The sequence below is a fragment of the Streptomyces sp. NPDC059679 genome (genome assembly GCF_042734105.1).
Classification (GTDB): Bacteria; Actinomycetota; Actinomycetes; order Streptomycetales; family Streptomycetaceae; genus Streptomyces.
This window is the reverse complement of the sequence record NZ_JBHWES010000039.1, coordinates 72,124-94,744: the sequence shown is the minus strand read 5'-3', so window position 1 is coordinate 94,744 and position 22,621 is coordinate 72,124. Positions and strand designations below refer to the sequence as shown.

At 73.0% G+C, this 22,621-nt stretch carries 9 protein-coding genes; 5 read left to right on the top strand and 4 right to left on the bottom strand.

Annotation, left to right across the window (positions count from 1 at the left end; translation table 11 throughout):
• The first annotated feature begins 9 nt into the window (after window positions 1–9).
• Both ACFV2X_RS33220 and ACFV2X_RS33215 read left to right on the top strand, forming a co-directional pair.
• Window positions 10–696 carry a DUF2848 domain-containing protein gene (locus ACFV2X_RS33220; RefSeq protein ID WP_385623722.1) on the top strand — a complete coding sequence of 229 codons (687 nt, stop codon included), beginning with the start codon at window positions 10–12 and terminating at the stop codon, window positions 694–696.
• A gap of 604 nt (window positions 697–1,300) precedes the next feature.
• Entirely contained in the window at window positions 1,301–1,930 is a 630-nt protein-coding gene (locus ACFV2X_RS33215; protein ID WP_385623720.1) for a response regulator, read from the top strand.
• On the opposite strand, the gene ACFV2X_RS33210 is transcribed toward ACFV2X_RS33215, so the two are convergent.
• Both ACFV2X_RS33210 and ACFV2X_RS33205 read right to left on the bottom strand, forming a co-directional pair.
• Complete coding sequence (locus ACFV2X_RS33210; protein WP_385623717.1) at window positions 1,836–3,035, bottom strand: hypothetical protein; 1,200 nt, start codon at window positions 3,033–3,035, stop codon at window positions 1,836–1,838. The two genes, ACFV2X_RS33215 and ACFV2X_RS33210, sit on opposite strands and share 95 nt — an antisense overlap.
• Window positions 3,028–4,218 (bottom strand): sensor histidine kinase, encoded by a 1,191-nt coding sequence (locus tag ACFV2X_RS33205; protein ID WP_385623714.1) that lies wholly within the window; start codon window positions 4,216–4,218, stop codon window positions 3,028–3,030. The genes ACFV2X_RS33210 and ACFV2X_RS33205 overlap by 8 nt, the downstream gene beginning before the upstream one ends.
• A gap of 295 nt (window positions 4,219–4,513) precedes the next feature.
• Between ACFV2X_RS33205 and ACFV2X_RS33200 the strand changes: the two genes are divergently transcribed.
• Window positions 4,514–4,726 (top strand): DUF5988 family protein, encoded by a 213-nt coding sequence (locus tag ACFV2X_RS33200; RefSeq protein ID WP_385623711.1) that lies wholly within the window; start codon window positions 4,514–4,516, stop codon window positions 4,724–4,726.
• Between the two features lie 170 nt (window positions 4,727–4,896).
• Here the strand turns inward: ACFV2X_RS33200 and ACFV2X_RS33195 are convergent, their stop codons facing one another.
• Both ACFV2X_RS33195 and ACFV2X_RS33190 read right to left on the bottom strand, forming a co-directional pair.
• On the bottom strand, window positions 4,897–5,637 hold the full coding sequence (locus tag ACFV2X_RS33195) for a BTAD domain-containing putative transcriptional regulator (RefSeq protein ID WP_385623709.1): 741 nt from the start codon (window positions 5,635–5,637) through the stop codon (window positions 4,897–4,899).
• Between the two features lie 63 nt (window positions 5,638–5,700).
• Complete coding sequence (locus ACFV2X_RS33190; protein WP_385623707.1) at window positions 5,701–6,462, bottom strand: BTAD domain-containing putative transcriptional regulator; 762 nt, start codon at window positions 6,460–6,462, stop codon at window positions 5,701–5,703.
• A gap of 690 nt (window positions 6,463–7,152) precedes the next feature.
• On the opposite strand from ACFV2X_RS33190, the gene ACFV2X_RS33185 reads away from it, so the two are divergent.
• Window positions 7,153–15,942 (top strand): type I polyketide synthase, encoded by an 8,790-nt coding sequence (locus tag ACFV2X_RS33185; protein WP_385623705.1) that lies wholly within the window; start codon window positions 7,153–7,155, stop codon window positions 15,940–15,942.
• Between the two features lie 14 nt (window positions 15,943–15,956).
• Window positions 15,957–22,619: an SDR family NAD(P)-dependent oxidoreductase gene (locus ACFV2X_RS33180; protein WP_385623703.1), complete on the top strand. Its 6,663-nt coding sequence runs from the start codon at window positions 15,957–15,959 to the stop codon at window positions 22,617–22,619.
• Window positions 22,620–22,621 lie beyond the last annotated feature (2 nt).

Below are 22,621 nucleotides of genomic sequence, written 5' to 3'. Positions count from 1 at the left end.
AGTGCCCTCATGGCCGAGCTGACCTTCGAACTGCCGGACGGATCGACGCGCGAGATCGACATCGTCCAGGTCCTCAACGCCGGGTACGCCGGGCGCAGCCAGGACGACGTCGCCGCGCACATCGCCGAACTCGCCGAGCTCGGCGTGCCCACCCCCTCCGTGACCCCGACCCTCTACCCCGTCGCCCCCTACCTCGCCCAGCAGATCGACCGCGTCGCGGTCCAGCACCGGCGCACCTCCGGCGAGGCCGAGTGGGCGCTCGTCGTGGCCGGCGACGGCGAGCTGCTGCTCACGGCCGCCTGCGACCACACCGACCGCGACCTCGAGGTGCACGGTGTGGCCTGGAGCAAGAACGCCGGCCCCGACGTCCTCGCCCGCCGCGCCTGGCGGCTCGCCGACGTCGAACCACGCCTGGACGACCTCACCCTGCGCGCCTGGGTCACCCACGACGGCACCGAGACCGAGATCCAGCACGGCACCCTCGGCGAACTTCTCACCCCGGCCTACTGGGTCGACGTCCTGCGCTCCCGCGACGCCCTCACCCCAGGCACCGTCCTCATCTCCGGCACCATCCCCATGGCCCCGGGTGTCGACCAGTTCGCCGACGCCTGGCGCGTGGAACTGGGCGACCCCGCCACCGGCGACACCATCCGCCTCGCCTACGACGTGCGCCCCATGCCGGAACCCATCGGCTGACGGGTCGGCGGCGGACCCCGGGGACGGCCCGCGGTGGCGATGCACCGGTATCAGGCCGCCATGGCCAGGACCGAGTGGACGCCCATGAACGTGGACATGCTCACGTCGCCGCGCGCCGGCTCCAGCCCGGCGACCGGTCGTGGCCAGCAGCCCGCCCAGCACCGGCGGCCGCACCACCTGCCCGTTCCCGTCCGGGCCCACGGCGTCCAGGACGCCCTCACCCATGCCTCGTGCCGTGCCGCGTGTCGCGTGTCGCGCTCATACGCTGCATCCCTTCCGGGCTGCGGAGCTTATGGGCAATTTCATCCCGCTACGCACAGATCGACCTTCCACCCACCCACGCGACCCGGACATATGTTCACTTTGTCGAACATGCGTTCATTAACGGAATCTTTCGCCGCACTTCCGCATCCGAGGTGTGAAACCCGGGGAGCCTTTGAGCAGGATCGGCTCCGATTGCACGGGAACCTCAAGCATGACGTGAAGCATCACAGCAAGCAGGTCCATTCCACAAAACTCAAGGCACGTCAGTTTGTCTACTCGTTGTACAGGTTCTCTCACGAATGGGTGGGTGGGTGTGGAGTTAGGGATTTCCCTCAGCGTCGTGTTGGTCGATGATCATCCCGTGGTGCGCGCGGGCATCTCGGCGTGGTGTGCCGCAGCCGACGTACCGATCAGCGTGGTCGCCGAGGGGGCGAGCGTGTCGGTGGCCCTCCATGGTCCGGGCCGGGGGGCGGATGTCGTGGTCATGGATCTGTTGCTGGAGAACGGGCGGCCCGCGTACGACGAGTTGCAGGAGCTCGTGGCCCAGGAGCGCAAGGTCGTCGTCTACACCATGCGGGACAGCCAGGATGCGGCGTTGACCTGCATGGATCTGGGCTCGGCCACCTACATCACCAAGGCGGAGGGGCAGCGGCACCTGGTCAAGGCGATCCGGGCCGCCGCCGAGGACATCCCCTATACCCCCCCATCGCTGGCCGGCGCGTTCGGCAGCGACACCCGGCAGAGCCGCCCCGTGCTGTCCGTACGGGAGGTGGAGGTGCTGGTGGAGTGGTTCCAGTCCGAGTCGAAGGCAGTGGTCGCCCAGAGCCTGGGGATCTCGGAGCGCACGGTGAACACCTATCTGGACCGGGTGCGCATCAAGTACGCGAACGCCGGCCGGCCGGCGACCACGAAGGCCAAGCTGGTGGCCAGGGCGGTTCAGGACGGTCTGATAGCTCTGGACGAGCTGTGATCCGGCACGCGGCCTCCACGAGGAGACGGTCCTCGGCGTGGACCGTGCGTACCCGGATCCCGTTCGCCGTCGGCTCGGGCAACTGGTCCCGCAGCGCGTCCACCACGACGCCCACCCGCACCTGATCCCCGCCGCGGACCACGGTGACGCGGGCCGTCTGCCCGGCGGCGGCCAGCGCGGCGATGACCGGGTCGAGAAGCGCGCGGCGCAGGGGCAGGGGCAGTTCGAGGGGGTCGCCGCGGACGGCGAGTTGCACGGTGGTCCCATTGCGCTCGGCGACGTCGATACAGGCGCGCATCTCGTGGACCAGCGGATCGAACGTACAGTCGCTCTCCGCGAACAGCCGCCTCAGCCGGGCGGCTTCCAGCGCGCAGGCGCGCCGTACCTCGTCGTCCTCCGGGTCGAGGGAGCCGCTGGCGAGCCCGGTGAGCAGGGGGAGCACGGTGGCGTTCAGCTCGGCGTACCGGCGGCGCTGGTCCGTCTGGATCTGCCGGGCGACCGCGATACGGGTGCGTACCCGCTCCTGGGCACGCAGGGCCTTGCCGATGGCCGCGCTGCTGTCGAGGAGCAGCTTGGCGCCGGCGGCGATGGTCATCTGGAAGCAGCCGGCGGACAGGACGCTCAGGGCCATGCTCGCCCCGGCGGACCGCGAGGGCACCTCGACGGCCAGCAACAGGCCGACGGTGACGGCCAGATGGACGCCGAGGCAGGCGCCGGACGCCAGCGGCCCTCGGTGGCCGAGCAGGACGACGGTGAACCAGCCCGCGAGCGAGTAGGACCAGTGGACGGAGCTGACGAAGTAGTGGTCCGCCGGGACTTGGCTGGTAGTGGCCACTGAGGCGGCGAAGGTGCCGGCCACCGCGCAGGGCACCCAGCCGCGCGGCCAGGGGCGCCCGTCGAGGCCGAGGACGACGCTGCCGCCGAGGATCAGCGTGAGCAGGCCGTAGGCGGCCAGCGGGATCCAGGGGTGCGGGTAGGCGCCCAGGCCGCCCAGCAGGCCGGGCAGCGCGGACCCGATGTGCAGCGTAACCAGGATGACCAGCCCCCCGGCGCGGATGCCGCGGAGCTGGTGACGGGTGATCAGCTGCCGGAAGTCCTCACCCACGCGGCCACTCCAGCCGCACCGTCGTGCCGTGTCCGGGCCGGGACTCGACGGTGGCGCGGCCCCCCACGTTCCACATCCGACCGCGGATCGAACGCTTGATCCCGATCCGCTGGGTGGGAATGTGCTCCGGGTCGAATCCCACCCCGCTGTCGGTGATGGTCACGACGATGACATGGTCCACGCGCTCCGCCGTGACCCGTACGGCATCGACGCCCGCGTACCGGGCCACGTTGCGCAGCGCCTCGCCGAGGCCGCCGCGCAGGGCCGCCGCGATGGGGCGCCAGGTGGTGCCCAGTTCCACGTCGAACGTGTTGATGACGCGGAGGGGATGTGCGGCGATCTCGTCCAGCAGTTCGGCGGCCAGGTCCACCTCCCCCGCCACTGGCTGCTCGGCGCGCAGCCGGACGAGATCTCTGGCGGCCTGGGCGCGCAGCGTCTCCGCCCGCATGGACGCCCATGGCGCGGACGCGATCAGCAGGGTCGCGCAGGCGGTGTCGTGGAGCGCGGCCAGGTGTTCCCGCTCCGCGGCGCAGCGGGCCTCCGCCGCCTCCCCCTGCTGCCGCGCCCGCGCGGCCCGGTCGGCCGCCTCGTCGGCCGCCCGGCTCTCGCTGAACACCAGCCGGACCACGGCCCGGGCCAGGGCGATGTTCACCACCACCCAGATGACACTGCGCAGCACACCGGACCACTCGAGGTGTGGGTGCAACGCGGTGCCCACCACATCCGCGCAGCACAGCCATAACGTGGCCAGTATCCCGGTGAGCGGGGGCTGCATCAGCTGGTACGCCACGGCCGTGAAGCTGACGGACACCAGGATCCATGTGCCCGCATGCGTGGTCTGCGCCTCGGGGATCGTGTACCGCTGGCTCAGACACAGCGCCGTCATCACCGTCAGATCCAGGGCGAGCAGCGGCCTCTGCCGCATCGCAGAGGTGGTGGCGAGCCGCAGATGGATCCAGCTCCAGGCGAGTACGGCCGCCGCGACCACCGCCGCGGGCACCATCTCGTCCACCGGCATGGCCGCCACGCCCAGTACGGCGCAGGCGCTCATCACCCCGGCGCGGCCGTAGAGCGCCAACCGCCGGTTGAACGCGACGTATTCGCGCGCCCAGGGCCCTGCCGAGCCGGGTAGGCGCGCCGAGGCCGGCGGGTCGATACCGGGCGACAGTGAGCTAATCGACATGGGTCATCCATCCTCGGCGGCCATCGGTGTGACGGGGCGATAGCGGAAACCTCACCATTCGTGAGGGAATTGAAGCCTTTTTGTCGGTCGAACGACCCTCACACCGGATGACCCGGCGCCTCTAGGCTGGACCGAGCGCAGTGGCTTCGGGGGAGCAGATCGGGATGATCTGGAAGCCCACCCATGTCGGGCCCCCACAAGCCCTTTGTGAGCAAGAAGCATGTCGCCCATCGGTGCGCTTTCCGCCTCATACCAACCTTCTCTTGGGTGTATAGCGAAGGGAATGCAGCCTTTTATGTCCGTATCTGCGCCCAACGTCATCCTGCGCGGCGGCCCCACGGAGCTGGCCGATCCGCACACGCGGTATGTCGATGACATCGAGTCGACCCTGAAGCTTCTCATCGGCAACGCGTACGAACACTTCGAACCCACTGGCCAGTTCGTGGAGCACCACGGGCAGCATCTGCGGGTCTTCGAATGGATCCGCCGGACGTACGTCGCCGAGTAATCAGCCAAGCGGCCGCAGACAAGTGGCCGAAGCCCGACAAGTGGCGGAAGCCCGCAGACAAGTGACCAAAGCCCGCAAGGGCCCGGAACATCGCCGGTGGGTTCACTCGCGGCATGCGAGGAAACCCCCGGCGAGCTCGGGCCCAGGTGGAGTCCGCCTGGTGGATTCCGTCAGGTCGAGGCGAGCACCGTGTGCCGGAGCTCTCTGAGCTTCCGGCCGGGTTCGAGCCCCAGTTCCCTGTCGAGAACACGCCGGGCGGACTCGTATATGCCAAGCGCCTCTGACTTCTGGTCGGAGCGGTAGAGGGCCAGCATCAGCTGCCGATAGAACGTCTCCCGGAGCGGGAACTCGGCGACCAGGGAGCGCAGTCGGCCGACGAGTTCCCGATGGCGGCCGAGTTCAAGATGGGCCTCGGCCGACATTTCCGCACATTCGATGCGCATCTCGTCCAGCCGCTTCAGAAAGCCGGCCACGATCGGCCCGGTCTGGACGTTGCTGAACGCCGGGCCCCGCCACAGCGCCAGGGCCTGCTCGAAACAGAGGGCCGCCTGCGCGGGCTCCCCGCATCTGACGCACTTCCGGCCTTCCGCGACCAACTGCTGGAAGACATCGAAATCGCATTCGCTGGACGCTCTGCGCAGCATATATCCACCGGGGCGGGTGATGATGGGATTCTGCTGGCCCGGCCGGCTCAGGAACTTGCGAAGCCGCGAAATGCAGACGTAGATACTCGCGGTGTCGCGGCGCGGCGGCAGCTCGCCCCAGATCTCTCTGGTGAGCTGTTCCGCCATCACGACCTGATCCGAGCGGATCAGCAGGACGGCGAGAACGGCAGCGAGTTTCTGCGCTCTGAGCGGTGAACCGCCCTTTTCGTCGACTACACGGAGAGGTCCCAAAATCTCGTACCGCACGAATTACCCCCTGTTCTGCTATTCCTGGATGCGTGACGAGTCGGCGGTGCGCACGGGATTCGACTATGCGGCTTCGAGTTCCGGGGCGTCGACGAGCACGGCGTGATGCAACCGCTTGAGGGCGGCGGACGGCTCCAGCCCGAGTTCCTCGCTCAGCACGGCCCGCGCCGACTGGTAGACATTCAGGGCGTCGGCCCTGCAGCCCGAACGGTAGAGCGCCAGCATGAGTTGCCGGTAGAACGCTTCGTTGAGTGGAAGCTCCTCTATACGGGCATAGAGGTAGCTGACGAATTCACGGTGCCGGCCGACTTCCAGACCGGCTTCCACGAACGACTCGACGCATTCCAGCCGGGCCTGCTCGGCCCAGCATACGAAGCCGTTGACGATCGCCCCGTCGCGCAGGTCTTCGAGGACCGGCCCGCGCCAGAATTCAAGGCCCTCCTCGTAGGCTTCGCAGGCCTCATGGGTGCGCCCGGCCCGCTGCGCGACCCGCCCCTGGCGCACCAGCCCCTGGAAGACATGGAAGTCCAGCTCGTCGTCGCCGAGACGCAGCACATACCCGCTGCGAGCGGTGACGATGGGGCTCTCGGTGCGGTTGGGGCGCCTGAGGAACTTGCGGAGTTGGGACACGTACACATGGAGCGCCGCCACGGCCTGCCGTGGTGCCCGGGTGCCCCAGATCTCCTTCACGAGATCTTCGCTGCTCACCACCTCGTCGGCCCGCACGAGTAATGCGGCCAGCAGCACCTCGATCTTCCGGGCGCTGATTGAGGTGACCGAAGATTCGTCAACCACGCGCAACGGGCCCAGTATCTCGTACCTCATGATACGCGAACTCCCCCCGTCGCCAGCGTCTTGTCGAACCAGGAGGGCGCTCCATAGTGATCGAATTCAGCCAGCATTCGAAAAATTCACCCCGATTTTAGAAGTCTTTTTGGTCGTGCTTCAGACCTCAGCGTCGTTGCCTACCCACGCCACCAACAGCTTAGCCAGATCTGAGCCGCGTCCGCGTATTTCACACGCCCGCAACATTGCTCCCGGTGAGATTTTCGGTCAGGTGGGAGGTGGTCTTCTGGCCATGGAGATCGACGGCGTTGCTCTGCGATCGGCGGCTGCGCCGACTCATGGTGCCGAACTACGCCCGGCACCACGGGCCGCGGTCCCCTCCATTGGGCGAACAACCAGCAGCAGTGATCGCAGAAAGGGCAACATCAACGCATCCTAACCGTGCGGCGCGCGCCAGTGTGAGGGTCAAAAGACCCACAACCAAATGGGCACATATGAGGATTCATCGACCGGTGACCATCGCCGTACCCTGCTGTTTCGGTCGCGGTCCCCCGCAGGTCACCGGTCCGATCCGAAGGGTCGTCAGGGCAAGTTTCGCCCGGCGTATACAAGGCGCTCCCTAGACATTCTCGGTTAGATCAACTTTAGAAATCATTCGGAGAATGAGCGATGTTCGGGGCATCTCGTAAGCCATAACCAGCGGTTTTGCGATTCAGGTATGGGGGTGTCATGGCCGGGAGCAGCCCGAGCCACGCGCAGCAGGCGACGTCTCCCGTCGCGATCGTGGGGCTGGCCTGCCGGCTGCCCGGTGCACCCGATCCCGAGGCGTTCTGGCGCCTGCTGCGCGCGGGCGAGAACGCCGTCGTGCCCGTCCCGTACGACCGCCTGTCCGCCGAGCCCGGTTCCCCGCCGTACTTCGCCGGACTTCTGGAGCGCGTCGACACCTTCGACGCCGGATTCTTCGGCATCTCGCCACGCGAGGCCAAGGCGATGGATCCGCAGCAGCGGCTGATGCTCGAACTGGCCTGGGAGGCCATGGAGGACGCGGGGCTCGGCCCCAAGAACCTGGCGGAGCGCCGGACCGCGGTGTTCACCGGCGCGATGTGGGACGACTACGCCACGCTCCTCCACCGGCACCCGCACCGGCCCGACGACATCGCCATCACCCGGCACACGATGGCGGGGCTGCACCGCGGCCTCATCGCCAACCGGATCTCCCACCTCCTGGGCCTGCGCGGCCCGAGCCTCACGGTGGACGCGGCCCAGTCCTCCGGGCTCGTCGCCGTGCACCTGGCCTGCGAGAGCCTGCGCCGGGGTGAGGCCGAACTGGCGCTCGCGGGCGGGGTGAACCTGATCTTGGCCGAGGAGAGCATGCGCATGGCCGAGGCCCAGTTCCAGGGCCTCTCGCCGGACGGCCGGTGCTACACCTTCGACGCGCGCGCCAACGGGTTCGTACGCGGCGAGGGCGGCGGGATGGTGCTGCTCAAACCGCTGGCCGCGGCCGTCGCCGACGGCGACCCGGTGTACTGCGTGATCGAGGGCAGCGCGGTCAACAACGACGGCGCCACCGACGGCCTGACCCGGCCGAGCGCCGACGCCCAGACGGATGTGGTGCGGCAGGCGTGGCAGCGGGCCGCGGTGTCACCCGGCGAACTCCAGTACGTCGAACTGCACGGCACCGGCACACCGGTCGGCGACCCGATCGAGGCCGCCGCGCTCGGTGCCGCCCTCGGCGCGTCGTTCGGTGCCGAGGTCGGCACCGCGTTCGGTGCCGCGTTCGATGCTGCGTTCGATGGGGACCACCGGGGCCGCGCGGTGGACGCGCCGCTGCGGGTCGGCTCGGTCAAGACCAACGTGGGCCACCTGGAGGCAGCCGCCGGTATCGCGGGCCTGCTGAAGACAGCCCTGAGCATCCACCACCGGCGGCTTCCGCCGAGTCTCAACTTCGCCACCCCGAACCCCGACATCTCGCTGGCCGAACTCGGCCTGCGCGTACAGACCGCGTTCGAGCCCTGGCCCGACGAGCGGCGGCGGCTCACGGCCGGGGTCAGCTCCTTCGGCATGGGCGGCACCAACTGCCATGTCGTCCTGGCCGAGCCGCCCGCCCCGGCTGCCCCGGCCGTGCTGCCGGACCGGCCCACGGCGCCTGGGGACGTGTCCGCGCGCACGGCCCCGCCGGTCACGCCCTGGGCCGTCTCGGCGGCGAGCCCGACGGCGCTGACGGCCCAGGCCGCCGCGCTGTGCGAACACCTGCGCGCACACCCCGGGCTCCACCCGGTGGACGTCGGCCACGCGCTCGCCACGACCCGTACGGCGTTCCCGCACCGAGCCGTCGTCCTGGGCACGGGCGAAGACGAACTGCTCGGCCACCTCGACGCGTTGGCCTCCGGGACCCAGACGGCGGGGGTGATCCGTGGCCGCGCGGGCGGGGGCCGGGTCGCGTTCCTGTTCAGCGGCCAGGGCAGCCAGCGCCCCGGCATGGGCCGCGAGCTGTACGCGGCGTACCCGGTCTTCGCCGACGCGCTGCGCGAGGTGTGCGCGCGGCTGGACCCCTTGCTCGACACCGACACCCCGCTGCTGGACCTCATGTTCGCCGAGGCCCCGCAGGACGGCGAGCCGCCGCTGAACCGGACGGCGTACACCCAGCCCGCGCTGTTCGCCATCGAGGTGGCCCTCTACCGCCTGGTGACGTCGTGGGGCGTGATACCCGACCACTTGATGGGCCACTCGGTCGGCGAGATCACGGCCGCGCATGTGGCCGGGGTGCTGTCGCTGCCCGACGCCTGCACGCTGGTGGCGGCCCGGGGCCGCCTCATGCAGTCCATCACCACCCCTGGGGCGATGGCCGCCTGGCAGGCCACCGCCGAGGAGGCGGGGCGGGCGCTGGAGGCGTACGGCGGACGGGTGGGCCTCGCGGCCGTCAACGCACCCGCCTCCGTGGTGATCTCCGGCGACCGCGAGGCCGTCGCGGAGGCGACCGCCGCCTGGCGGGCGCAGGGCCGCAAGGCCACCGTGCTCAAGGTCAGCCACGCCTTCCACTCCCCGCACCTGGGCGGCATCCTCGGGGAGTTGCGCGCGGTCGCGGCCGGGCTGACCTTCGCCGCGCCCGCCATCCCCGTCGTATCCAATGTCACCGGCGAGCTCGCCACCGAGGCCCAGCTGCGCTCGCCCGACTACTGGGCCGACCATGCGCGACAGGCCGTACGGTTCGACGCCGGCGTACGGCACCTGTGCGACGCGGGGGTCGACACCTTCCTCGAACTCGGCCCCGACGCCTCGTTGACCGGCATGGCGCGGGAGAGCGCCGCCGCGTGGGCCGGCGACGCGCCCCGCCCGGTGGCGGTCGCGGTGCAGCGCCGCGGCCGGCCGGAGGCGCAGAGCTTTGTGTCGGCGATGGGCCAGGCGCACGTCAGGGGCGTCGCCGTCGACTGGGCGGCCGCCTTCGCGGGCCACGAGCCCCGGCGGGTGCCCCTGCCGACATACGCCTTCCAGCGCGAACGCCACTGGCCCGACGGGCTGGACGAGCGGGGTGCGGGGCGGTCCGGTACCTCGGCGGTCGGGTCGGCAACCGACCCGGAGCCGCCGGCCGTTGCCGCGTCACCAGCCGATGCCGCGCCTTCGGCCGATGCCGTGCCGACCAGTGACACCACGCCTTCGGCCGACCGCCCGGCCCCGGCCTCCCCGGGCGAGCTGCTGGCGCTCGTCCGTACCCACGCCGCCCTCGTACTCGGACACAACAGCCCCGACGGCATCGACCCGACCCTGACCTTCAAACAGCTCGGCTTCGACTCGCTGGCCGCGACGGAGCTGAGCGAACGCCTCAGCGCGGCCACCGACACCGAACTGCCCCCCACCCTCACCTTCGACCACCCGACGCCCAACGCCGTGGCGGCGTGGCTGCGCGCGGAGCACGAGGGGCGGCCGACCGCCGCCCCGACGGCGGCGGTCGGGACGGCCACGGCCGATGACCCCGTCGCCGTAGTGGCCGTCAGCTGCCGCTACCCCGGCGGGGTCGACTCGGGCGAGGCGCTGTGGCGCCTGGTGGACGAAGGGGTCGACGCCGTGGGCGAGTTCCCCGGCGACCGGGGCTGGGATCTGGCGGAGCTGTTCGGCCGAGCAGCGGACGGGAGCGGCGGCAGCGCGACGGGCCGGGGCGGCTTTCTGTACGAGGCGGGGGACTTCGACGCGGAGTTCTTCGGGATCAGCCCGCGCGAGGCGCTGGCCATGGATCCGCAGCAGCGCATTCTGCTCGAACTCTCCTGGGAGCTGCTGGAGCGGGCCGGGATCCCCCCGGCCTCGCTGGCCGGCAGCGCGACCGGCGTCTACGTCGGGGCGACGGCGGCGGACTACGGGCCGAGGCTGCACGAGGCCACCGCCGAGCTCGACGGACACCTGCTGACCGGCTCCACGCCGAGCGTGGCATCGGGCCGGGTGGCGTACACCTTCGGCCTGGAGGGTCCGGCGCTCACGGTGGACACGGCGTGTTCGTCGTCGCTGGTGGCGATGCATCTGGCCGCGCAGGCGCTGCGGCAGGGCGAATGCGATCTGGCGCTGGCGGGGGGCGTGACGGTGATGGCCACGCCGGGCATGTTCACCTCCTTCTCCCGGCAGCGCGGGCTGGCGCCGGACGGGCGGTGCAAGCCGTTCGCGGCCGCCGCCGACGGCACCGGTTGGAGCGAGGGCGCCGGGCTCGTTCTGCTCGAACGCCTCTCCGACGCGCGCCGCAACGGCCACCAGGTGCTCGCCGTGATCCGCGGCTCCGCCGTCAACCAGGACGGCGCGAGCAACGGCCTGTCGGCCCCCAACGGCCCCTCGCAGCAACGTGTCATCCGCCAGGCCCTGGCCAACGCCCGCCTCGACCCGGCGGACGTGGACGCGGTCGAGGCCCATGGCACGGGCACGACGCTGGGCGACCCCATCGAGGCCCAGGCCCTCCTGGCCACGTACGGCGGACAACGCACCGACGACCGGCCGCTGTGGCTGGGGTCCGTCAAGTCGAACATCGGCCACACCCAAGCCGCCGCCGGCGTCGCGGGCGTCATCAAGATGGTGATGGCCCTGCGCCACGGCCGCCTCCCGGCCAGCCTCCACATCGACGCCCCCAGCCCGCATATCGACTGGTCCGACGGCACGGTCAGGCTCCTCAGCGAGCCCATCGACTGGCCCGGGGCCAACCGCCCCCGCCGCGCCGCCGTCTCCTCCTTCGGCATCTCCGGCACCAACGCCCACCTCATCCTGGAACAAGCCGCACAACAACCGGCACGGTCCGAACCAGAGCCCACCGCCGCGGGCGGCGTGGTGCCCTGGGTGCTGTCGGCCCGTACCGCCGACGCGCTGCGCGCCCAGGCCGGGCGCCTGGCCGAGTGGGTCGCCACCGGCGCCCCGCACTCCTTGGCCTCCCCGGGCTCCCCGGCCTCCCCCACCTTCCCGGTCTGCCCGGCCGACGTGGGGTGGTCGCTGGCCACCACGCGGTCGGCGGACCGCCACCGAGCCGTGGTCAGCGGTACGGACTGGGGCGAGCTGCTGGCCGGGCTGCGCGCGCTGGGCGACGGCCCCACGCCCGCCGCCGTCTCGGCGGGGGCGGCCCCCGGCGCGGTCATGGTGTTCCCCGGACAGGGTTCGCAGTGGCGTGGCATGGGCGTGGAACTGCTGGACTCCTCCCCCGTCTTCGCGGCCCGCATCGCCGCGTGCGAGGCGGCGCTCGGCGAGTTCGTCGACTGGTCCCTCACCGCCGTGCTGCGCGGCGCGCCGGGCGCGCCCGAGCCGTCCCGGGTCGATGTCCTCCAGCCGTGTCTGTGGGCGGTGATGGTGTCGCTCGCCGCCGTCTGGGAGAGCTACGGCGTGACGCCCACCGCGGTCGTCGGACACTCACAGGGCGAGATCGCCGCCGCGTGCGTCGCCGGGGGCCTGTCGCTCCGGGACGGCGCCAGGGTCGTGGCGCTGCGCTCCCAGGCCCTGCGCGCCCTCGCCGGCCACGGCACCATGGCCTCGCTCGCGCTGAGCGGCGAGGAGGCCGAGCGCTTCCTCGCGGACCTGGGCGCGGCGGCGGCACGGGTGACGGTGGCGGTGTTCAACGGACCGTACTCCACGGTGGTGTCGGGGCCCATCGACCAGGTCGCCGCGGTGGTGGCGGCCTGTGAGGCGGCGGGCCACCGGGCCCGCACGATCGACGTGGACTACGCCTCGCACGGCCCGCAGGTCGACCGGCTCGCGGACACCATCCGCGCCGACTTGGCCGACCTCACCCCCGGTGCCTCGGACGCGGTGTTCTACTCCGCCGTCACCGGCGCCCGGCAGCCGACGGAGGAGCTGGACGCCGACTACTGGTTCACCAATCTGCGTCAGCCGGTGCGGTTCGCATCGGCGATCGACGCCCTGCTGGCCGACGGGTACCGCGTGTTCATCGAGGTCAGCCCGCATCCGGTGTTGATCCCCGCGCTACGGGAGTGCTTCGAGGAGGCCGAGGTGGCGGCGGCCACCGTGCCGACGCTGCGCCGGGACCAAGGCGGCCCGGCGCAGGTGGCGCGCGCCCTGGGGGACGGCTTCGCGGCGGGGCTCGCGGTCGACTGGCGCCGCTGGTTCGTCGGCGGCGAAGGTGATGCGGGCGACGAGCGTGATACGGGCGACGAAGGCCACCGGCCGCGTACGGTCGCGCTGCCCACGTACCCGTTCCAGCGGCGGCGGTACTGGCTGACGCCGGACCACGGCCGCCGCGAGGGGCACGCGGCCGGAGCCGGAACCCGGCCGGCCGGGCACGCCCTGCTCTCCTCGGCGGTCGAACTGGCCGACGGCGGACTGGTGCTGAGCGGCCGGCTTCCCGGCGACGCGGCCTGGCTGGGCGCGCACACCGTGGCGGGCGTCCAGTTGGTGCCCGGCGCGGTCCTGGTGGACTGGGCGCTGCTGGCCGCCGACGAGGCGGGCGGGGCGACGCTGGAGGAACTGCTGCTGCGCGCGCCCTTGGAGCTGTCCGGCGCCTCTGGGGCGTCCGGGCCGTCCGGGCCGTCCGCGGGTGTGCTGGCGCAGGTCGCGGTCGGGGCGCCGGACGAGTCGGGCCGCCGTGAGCTACGGATCTCCTCCCGGCCCGCCGACGCGGGCGCGGGCGAGGGCTGGACCTGTCACGCGGTGGGGTCGCTGGTCCCGGGCAGCCCGCAGGCTCCGACGGACACCGGGACGGCAACCGTCCCCTGGCCGCCCGCGGGCTCCGAGCCGCTGGACCCGGCCGAGCTGTACGAGCGGGCCGAGCGGCGCGGCTACGGCTACGGGTCCGCGCTGCGGGGTGTGGCCGCGCTGTGGCGGGACGGCACCGACCTGGTGGCCGACTTGGTGCTGCCCGAGGAGGCCGGTGACGGCGGTGCAGGCGTTGAAGGCGGCGACGGTGCGGCCGGGTTCGGCCTGCACCCGGTGCTGCTGGATGCCGCGTTGCAGCCCGCGCTGCTGGCCGAACCGGACGACGAGGGAGCGCATCCAGAAGCCCGGTTGTGGCTGCCGTTCGCGTGGAGCGGCGTCCGGCTGTGGGCGACCGGGGCGCGCGCCGCGCGGGTCCGGCTGTCGCCGCTGGGCGGGGACGGTGGGGATGCCACGGACGAACGGGAGTTGCGGATCGAGGTGTCCGACCCGGCCGGGGCTCCCGTGCTGAGCGTGGCGTCGGTGGTGCTGCGCCCGCGCACCGTACGGCAGGTGCGTGAGGCGAGCGGGGCCGCGGCGGGTGGTCTCTTCGCCCTCGACTGGACACCGGTGGCGGCTCGGGAGCCGTCCGGCGCCGAGGACGACGCCGGGTGTGTGGCCGTACTGGGCGAGGCGCCGACGGAGCCGGGCGCGGACGGATGCCGGGACACCTGTACGGACCTCCCGGCGCTGCTGACCGCCCTGGACGCGGGTGCGACCGCACCCTCCGTCGTGGTGTGGCGGCCACCGGCCGCCGACCCCGGCGCCGCGCCCGAGGACGCCGCCCTGTCCGCCGTACGAGACGTGGCGGCGGCGCTGCGGGCCTGGGTCGGTGAGCCCCGGCTGACGGGCAGCCGGCTCGCGGTGGTCACTCGGGGTGCGGTCGCGGCGGGCGGCGCCGAGGGCGAGCCGCTGGACATGGCCGCTGCGGCGGCCTGGGGCTATGCCCGCGGTGTCCAGGCGGAACACCCCGACCGCTTCATCCTCGTCGACGTGGACGCGAACGCCGACACCGACACCGACATCGGCACGGCGGCGGATCGGGCGGTCGCGCTCGGCGAGCCGACGGTCGCGCTGCGCGGGGACACGCTGCTCGCGCCACGCCTGGCGCGTTCCGTGGCAGCCCCGGGCGGCGTGGCGTTCGACCCGGAGGGCACGGTCCTCGTCACGGACGCCGGAGGCCCGCTCGCCGGAGCAGTCGTCGAGCATCTGATGCGCGCCGAGGGCGTCCGGCACCTGCTGCTGGTCCGCTTCGACGACACGGACGGCACCTACGACACCGACGACACGTACGACACGCAAGACGCCCAGGTGCGCGTGGCCACGGTCGATCCTCGTGACACCGCCGCGCTGGAACGGGTGGTGGCGCAGATCGATCCCGACCATCCGCTGACCGGCGTCATCCATGCCGCGGGGCTGTCCGCCGACATCGGGACAAGTGGCCCGGTGCGGGCGCTGCACCAGGCCACCGCCGCACTGCCGTCCGTCCGGTTCGTGACCCTGTCCGACGCCGCAACGGTCTGGGACGGCCCGGTGGCCCCCGAAAGGGTGGCGGCCGGTGCGTTCTGCGCGGCCGTGATGGACGTACGGCGCCGTGCCGGACTGCACGGCCTGGCCGTCGCGTTCGGACCCTGGGCCGCCGCCGATGGTGATCGCGGCGCCGAATCCGGCGGGCGCTGGACCGGGGTCCTCGGCGCTGACCGCGGGCTCGCGCTGCTGCGCGCCGCCTGTCGCGCCGACCGCCCGCGGCTGGTGGCGGCCGACATCCGTACCCGAGCCCTGGCCGCCCACCCGGCCCACGAGCTGCCGGCCGCGCTGCGCGCGCTCGGCGCGAGTGCGGGCGCGGGCGGCCGGGCGCCGGTCCGCCCGGTCGCCGCCGCCGCGCCCGGCCGCACCAGCGACTGGGCGAGCCGGCTGGTGGGCCTCGGGCCCGCCGAGCGGCGCCGCGCCGTCCTGGAGCTGGTGCGCGATCACGCCGCCGCCGTGCTCGGGCAGCCGGACCCCAAGGCCGTACGGGCCGACGCCTCGTTCAAGGAGCTGGGCTTCGACTCGGTGACCGCCGTCGAGCTGCGCGACCGGCTGGTGGCGGCCGGCGGGCTGCGGCTGCCCGCCGCCGTCGTCTTCCGCCACCCGACGCCGGAGGCGCTGGCCCACCGTATCGAGCAGCAACTCGCGCCCGACGACACGAACAACGCAGACAACGCCGCAAAGAACACCGAGAACAACGGCAACAGCAACGGCACGGCGCTCGACGCGGCGGACAAGCTCGCGTCGGCCACGGCCGACGAAATCCTCGACTTCATCGACAACGAGCTCGGCGTGCTCTCCGAAGCGCGTCCGCGCCCCTCCAACTGAAGGCAGGTGACGACATGGTCAGCGAGGAGAAACTGGTCGAGTACCTGCGCCGGGTCACCACCGAGCTGCATGACGCCAGGACCCGGCTGCGGGAGCTGGAGGAGGGCGAGCAGGAGCCGGTCGCGGTGGTCGGCATGGCCTGCCGTTTCCCCGGCGGGGTGCGGTCCCCCGAGGACCTGCGCCACCTCGTCCTGTCGGGCGGCGACGCGATCGGCGACTTCCCCACCGACCGCGGCTGGGACCTGGACGGTCTGTTCCACCCGGACCCGGCGCACTTCGGCACCAGCTATGTCAGCCAGGGCGGCTTCCTGCACGACGTCGACCGGTTCGACGCGGGGTTCTTCGGGATCAGCCCGCGCGAGGCGCTGGCGATGGACCCGCAGCAGCGGCTGCTCCTCGAGCTGTCGTGGGAGGCGCTGGAGTCCGCCGGGGTGGTGCCCGGCGCGCTGCGTGCCAGCCGGACCGGCGTATATGTGGGGGTGTCCAGCGAGGACTACATCTCCGGACTGCCGCAGATCCCTGAGGGCTTCGAGGGCTACGCCACCACGGGCAGCCTCACCAGCGTCATCTCCGGCCGCGTCGCGTACACGTTCGGCTTCGAGGGCCCGGCGGTCACCGTGGACACCGCGTGCTCGTCGTCGATGGTGGCCATCCATCTGGCGGGGCAGGCCCTGCGGCAGGGCGAGTGTTCCCTGGCGCTGGCGGGCGGTGTCACGGTGCTGTCGACGCCGCTGATGTTCACCGAGTTCTGCCGGCAGCGGGCGCTGACGCCCGACGCCCGGTGCAAGCCGTTCGCCGCCGCCGCGGACGGCACCGGCTTCTCCGAGGGGGCCGGACTCCTGCTGCTGGAGCGGCTGTCCGACGCGCGGCGCAACGGCCACGAGGTGCTGGCCGTCCTGCGGGGCTCGGCCATCAACCAGGACGGTGCGAGCAACGGGCTGACCGCGCCCAACGACGTCGCCCAGGAGAATGTGATCCGGGACGCGTTGGCGAGGGCCGGGCTGTCCGGCGCGGACGTGGACATGGTCGAGGCACACGGGACGGGCACCCGGCTGGGCGACCCCATCGAGGCGGAGGCGCTGATCGCCACGTACGGGGCGGACCGCCCGGCGGACCGGCCGCTGTACCTCGGCTCGATCAAGTCGAACATCGGCCATACGCACGCGGCGGCCGGGGTCGCGGGCGCGATCAACACCGTGATGGCGCTGCGGGACGGCAAGCTGGCCAGGACCCTGCACATCGACGAACCGACCCGCCACGTGGACTGGAGCGCCGGCACGGTACGGCTGCTGACCGATCCGTACGACTGGCCGGTGACCGACCGGCCGCGCCGGGCGGCGGTGTCGTCGTTCGGGGTGTCCGGCACCAACGCGCATGTGATCCTCGAACAGGCCCCGGACACCGGTGCCCGGAAGCATGATGGCGCTACGTTCCATGGCGTGGTGCCCTGGCCGGTTTCGGGGCGTACGGAGTCGGCGCTGCGGGACCAGGCCGCACGGCTGGGCACCTTCCTGACCACGGACCGGGCAGCCGACGGCGTCGCCGACGTGGGCTGGTCGCTGGCGATGCGCCGCACGGCGTTCGAGCACCGGGCCGTCGTGGTGGGCCGCGACCGGTCGGACCTCCTCGCCGCGCTCGAAGGTCTCGCGGCCGACGAGCCGGGCCCCGCGGTGGTGCGCGGGGTGGCGGCGGACGTGGGCGCCGGTCCGGTCATGGTGTTCCCCGGGCAGGGGTCGCAGTGGCTGGGCATGGGCGTGGAACTGCTGGACTCCTCCCCCGTCTTCGCGGCGCGTATCGCCGCGTGCGAACGGGCCCTGGCCGCGCATGTCGACTGGTCGCTGACCGATGTGCTGCGCGGCGCGGAGGGCGCGGCGGACATCGGCCGGGTCGATGTGGTGCAGCCGGTGCTGTGGGCGGTCATGGTGTCGCTGGCCGCGGTGTGGGAGGCACACGGCGTACGGCCGTCCGCCGTGGTGGGCCACTCGCAGGGCGAGATCGCGGCGGCGTGTGTCGCGGGTGCGATGACGCTGGAGGACGGCGCCCGCGTGGTGGCGCTGCGGGCGCGGGCGCTGCGGGCGCTGGCCGGACACGGCGCCATGGCCTCGCTGGGCTGCGGCGTCGAGGCGACGGAGCGGCTGACCGCCGCACACGCGCCGGACGTGGCGGTCGCGGCGGTCAACGGCCCGTCGTCCACGGTGGTGTCCGGGCCGCCCGAGCAGGTCGAGAAGCTGGTTGCCGCCGTGCGCGCCGACGGGCTGCGGGCCCGCGCGATCGATGTGGACTACGCCTCGCACGGCCCCCAAGTGGACCGCATCGGCGATGAGTTGGCCGACGTACTCGCCGGGGTGTCCGGCGCCGCCACGGACACCGCGTTCTACTCGACCGTGACCGGCACCCGTATGGACCCCTCCGGTCTCGACGCCGGCTACTGGTTCACCAATCTGCGGCAGCCGGTGCGTTTCGCCGAGGCGGTCCAGGCGCTGCTCGACGCGGACTACCGGGTGTTCATCGAGGTCAGCGCGCATCCCGTACTGCTGCTCGGCCTTCAGGAGTGCTTCGAGGCGGCGGACGCACCGGCCGTGGCGGTCGGCACGCTCCGCCGGGACGAGGGCGGCCCCGAGCGGCTGTGCCGGGCGCTCGCCGAGGCGCATGTCGCGGGCGTGGCGGTGGACTGGGCGAGCTGGTACGCCGATGGGCCCGCGCCCGCGGCCGTGCCACTGCCGGCGTATGCCTTCCAGCGGGAGCGGTACTGGCTGCCGGCCGGTGGCCGGTCCGGTCCCGGCGATGTCGCGGGCGCCGGGCTCACCGCGGTCGGACACGCTCTGCTCCCGGTGTCCGTACGTCTGGCCGACGGCAGCCTGGTGCTCACCGGGCGGCTGCCGGAGGCGGCGCGGGGCGGCTGGCTGGCCGAACACCTCGTCGCCGACCTGCCGTTGCTGCCCGGCGCGGTGCTGGTCGAATGGGTGCTGCGGGCGGCCGACGAGGCCGGCTGCGACGGCGTCGAGGAGTTGGCGCTCCAGGTCCCGGTCGCGCTTCCAGCCTCCGGCGGGCTGGTGATCCAGGTGGTCGTGGACGCCGATGAGGGCGACGGACGCCGTCCGGTCCGGGTCTACTCCCGGCCCGACCGGCCCGAGGAGGACTCGGGCGCGCCGGACACCTGGGTCTGCCATGTCTCGGGCACGCTGCTCCCCGGCGCGGCGACGGCCGGGCCGGTTCCGCCGACCGGTCTGGGCGGGGTGTGGCCACCGCCAGGGGCGCGGCCTGCTGCGATCGACGGCTTCTACGAGCGGGCCGAGGCGGCGGGGTACGGCTACGGCGCGTTCTTCCGGGGCCTGGCGAACGTATGGCACGACGGCGAGGACACGCTCGCGGAGGTGGTGCTGCCCAAGGAGGCGGCGGAGCAGGCGAGCGGCTTCGATATCCATCCCGCCCTGCTCGACGCGGCGATGCAGCCCGTACTGCTGGCCGGTCAGCTCCGTCAACGCGCTGCCACGACGGACGCGGACGCGGCGTCCGGAACGGTGCTGCTCCCGTTCACCTGGAGCGGGGTGCGGCTGTGGGCGGGGGGCGCCACCCGGCTCCGCGTCCGGCTGTCGCCACGGCCGGAGGGGCTGCGGGTGCTGCTGGCCGACGCCACGGGCGCCCCGGTACTCACCGCGGACGCGGTCGCGCTCCGCGAGACGGGCGTCCAGCAGTTGCGCGCGTCGAGCCGGGTGCGGGGGTCGCACGGGCTGTTCGCCGTCGAATGGCTGCCGCCGCTGTCCGCCCCGGCTGGAGAGACGCCGGGTGAGGTGGCGCCCGCGACGCTCGCGGTGCTGGGCGACGACGCCCCGGACTTGGCCGGCGCCGACCGCTACCCCGACCTCGACACGCTGTTCCGCGCCGTGGCCGACGGCGCCCCCGCACCGGATGTCGTCATCGCCTCGGTGCGGACGGGCGGCGACCCGGCAGGGGCGGACACCGGCCTGGCCACCGCCCGCCGGACGCTGACGCTGGCTCAGGAGTGGCTGGCCGGGAGCGGGGCCGAGGGTGCGCGGCTTGCCGTGGTCACGCGGTCGGCAGTACGGACCGGGGACGGTGACCGGGAGCGGGTGGACCCCGCGGCCGCCGCGGTGTGGGGGCTGGTGCGCAGCGCCCAGACGGAACACCCGGGGCGTTTCGTGCTGATCGACGCAGACGCCGACAGCACCGAAGACGTCCTGGAGGCCGTACGTACGGACGAGCCGCAGCTCGCGCTGCGTGGCGGGCGTGCGTTGGTGCCCCGGATGGCCCGGGTGGACGCCGAACCGGAGCTGATGGCCCCGGCGGGCGAGCGGGCCTGGCACGTGGTGGCGGGCAAGACCGGCCCCGACGATCTCACGGCGGTGCCCAGCCCCCGGGCCTCCGCTCCTCTCGCGCCCGGCCAGGTGCGGATCGCCGTACGCGCCGCGGGGCTCAACTTCCGCGATGCGCTGATCGCCCTGGACATGTACCCGGACGCCGCGGCCTCGATCGGCAGCGAGGGCGCGGGGGTCGTGCTCGAAGTCGGCGACGGGGTGGCCGGTGTCGCCGTCGGCGACCGTGTGATGGGCCTGTTCAACGACGCGTTCGGCCCGGTGGCGGTGGCGGACGCCCGGATGGTCGCCCCGGTGCCGGACGGCTGGAGTTTCCGGGAGGCCGCGGCGGCCCCGGTGGCCTTCCTGACCGCGTGGTACGGCCTGGTGGAGCTGGGCGGGCTGCGCTCCGGCGAGACCGTGGTGATCCACGGTGCGGCCGGTGGCGTGGGCATGGCTGCCGTCCAGGTCGCCCGGCACCTGGGCGCGGAGGTGTTCGCGACGGCGAGCCCGGCGAAACACCCGGTGCTGGAGGGCATGGGCGTGGACGCCGTCCACCGGGCGTCCTCGCGGGATCTGGGCTTCGAAGCGGCGTTCTCGTCGGCGACCGGCGGCCGGGGCGCCGATGTCGTCCTCAACAGCCTGGCCGGTGAGTTCACGGACGCCTCGCTGAGGCTTCTCGCGCCCGGCGGGCGGCTGATCGAGATGGGCAAGACCGACGTACGCGATCCGGACCAGGTCGCGCGCGAGCACTCCGTGGCGTACCGGGCGTTCGATCTGATCGCGGACGCCGGTCCGGAGCGCATCGGGCGGCTGCTGGCCGACCTGGGCGAGCGGTTCGCCGACGGCGCGTTCACGCCCCTGCCCGTCACCGGGTGGCGGCTCGGCCAGGCCAGGCAGGCGCTGCGGCAGCTCAGCCAGGCCCGGCACACCGGGAAGCTGGTGCTGGACGTGGATCCCGCGCCCGACCCGGACGGCACGGTGCTCATCACGGGCGGCACCGGCACCCTCGGCGGTCTGATCGCCGAACACCTGGTGCGCTCGCACGGGGTGCGGCATCTGCTGCTGCTCAGCCGGCGCGGCCCGGACGCCCCGGGCGCCGAGGAGCTGACGGCCCGGCTCACCGAACTGGGCGCGCGGGTACGGGTGGCCGCGGTGGACGTCGGGGACGCCACCGCCCTGGGCGAGGCGGTCGCGGGCGTGGACCCGGCGCATCCGCTCACCGGCGTCGTCCACGCGGCGGGCGTGGTGGCCGACGCGATGCTGCCGTCACAGGACGACGAGCGCCTGGTGGCGGCCTGGTCCGCCAAGGCCGCGGCGGCGGACCGTCTGCACGACGCGACCGCCGGACTGCCGCTGGGCATGTTCGTGCTGTTCTCGTCGTTCGCGTCGACCCTCGGCACCGCGGGGCAGGCCAACTACGCGGCCGCCAACGCGTACTGCGACGCCCTGGTCGAGCGGCGGCACGCCGAGGGCCTGCCGGGCGTATCGGTGAGCTGGGGCCTGTGGTCCGCCGCGAGCGGGCTCACCGGAGGTCTGACCGAGGCCGATGTGGCGCGGATCGCCCGGCAGGGCATCGTCCCGAACAGCACCGAGCAGGGACACGACCTGTTCGACGCGGCGCTCGGGCACGGGCGCCCTGCGCTGCTCGCGCTGAACCTTGACACCAGGGCGCTGGCCGCGCAGCCCCTCGCGGCCCTGCCCGCGCCACTGCGCGCCCTGGCGGCCGACGCCCAGGCGGCGGGCGCCCGCTCCGGCGGCGCGGCGGCGCGACCGACCGCGGCGGCGGCCGAGGAGCCCGGGGACTGGGCGGCCCGATTGGGCGCGCTCGCCCCGGCCGAACAGCGGCGCCTGCTCACCGACCTGGTACGCAGGCACGCCGCGACCGTGCTCGGCCACGCCGACCCGGAGGCCGTACCGGCCGACGCGGCGTTCAAGGAACTCGGCTTCGACTCGCTGACCGCGGTCGAGTTGCGCAACCGCGTCACCGCCGCCACCGGGCTGCGGCTGCCCGCCACGGTCATCTTCGACTACCCGGAGCCCGGCGCGCTGGCCGAGCATCTGCGCACCCGACTGGCCCCCGGGGAGGGGGCGGCGGCGACGGCGCCGGACCTCTACGCGCCCGTGCTCAGCGGGCTGACCGGCTTGGAGGAGACACTGGCAGCACTGGCCTCGTCCGGTGTGAACGGCGGGGCCGGAGTGGCCGACCCGGGCGCGGTGACCGCGCGTCTGGAGTCGCTGCTGGCCACCTGGAAGGCGGCCCATGCCCCGAGCCGGAACGGCGGCACGGCGGCCGAACGGCTCGAAGCCGCGACGACCGACCAGGTCCTCGACTTCATCGACAAGGAACTCGGAGTGCAATGAGC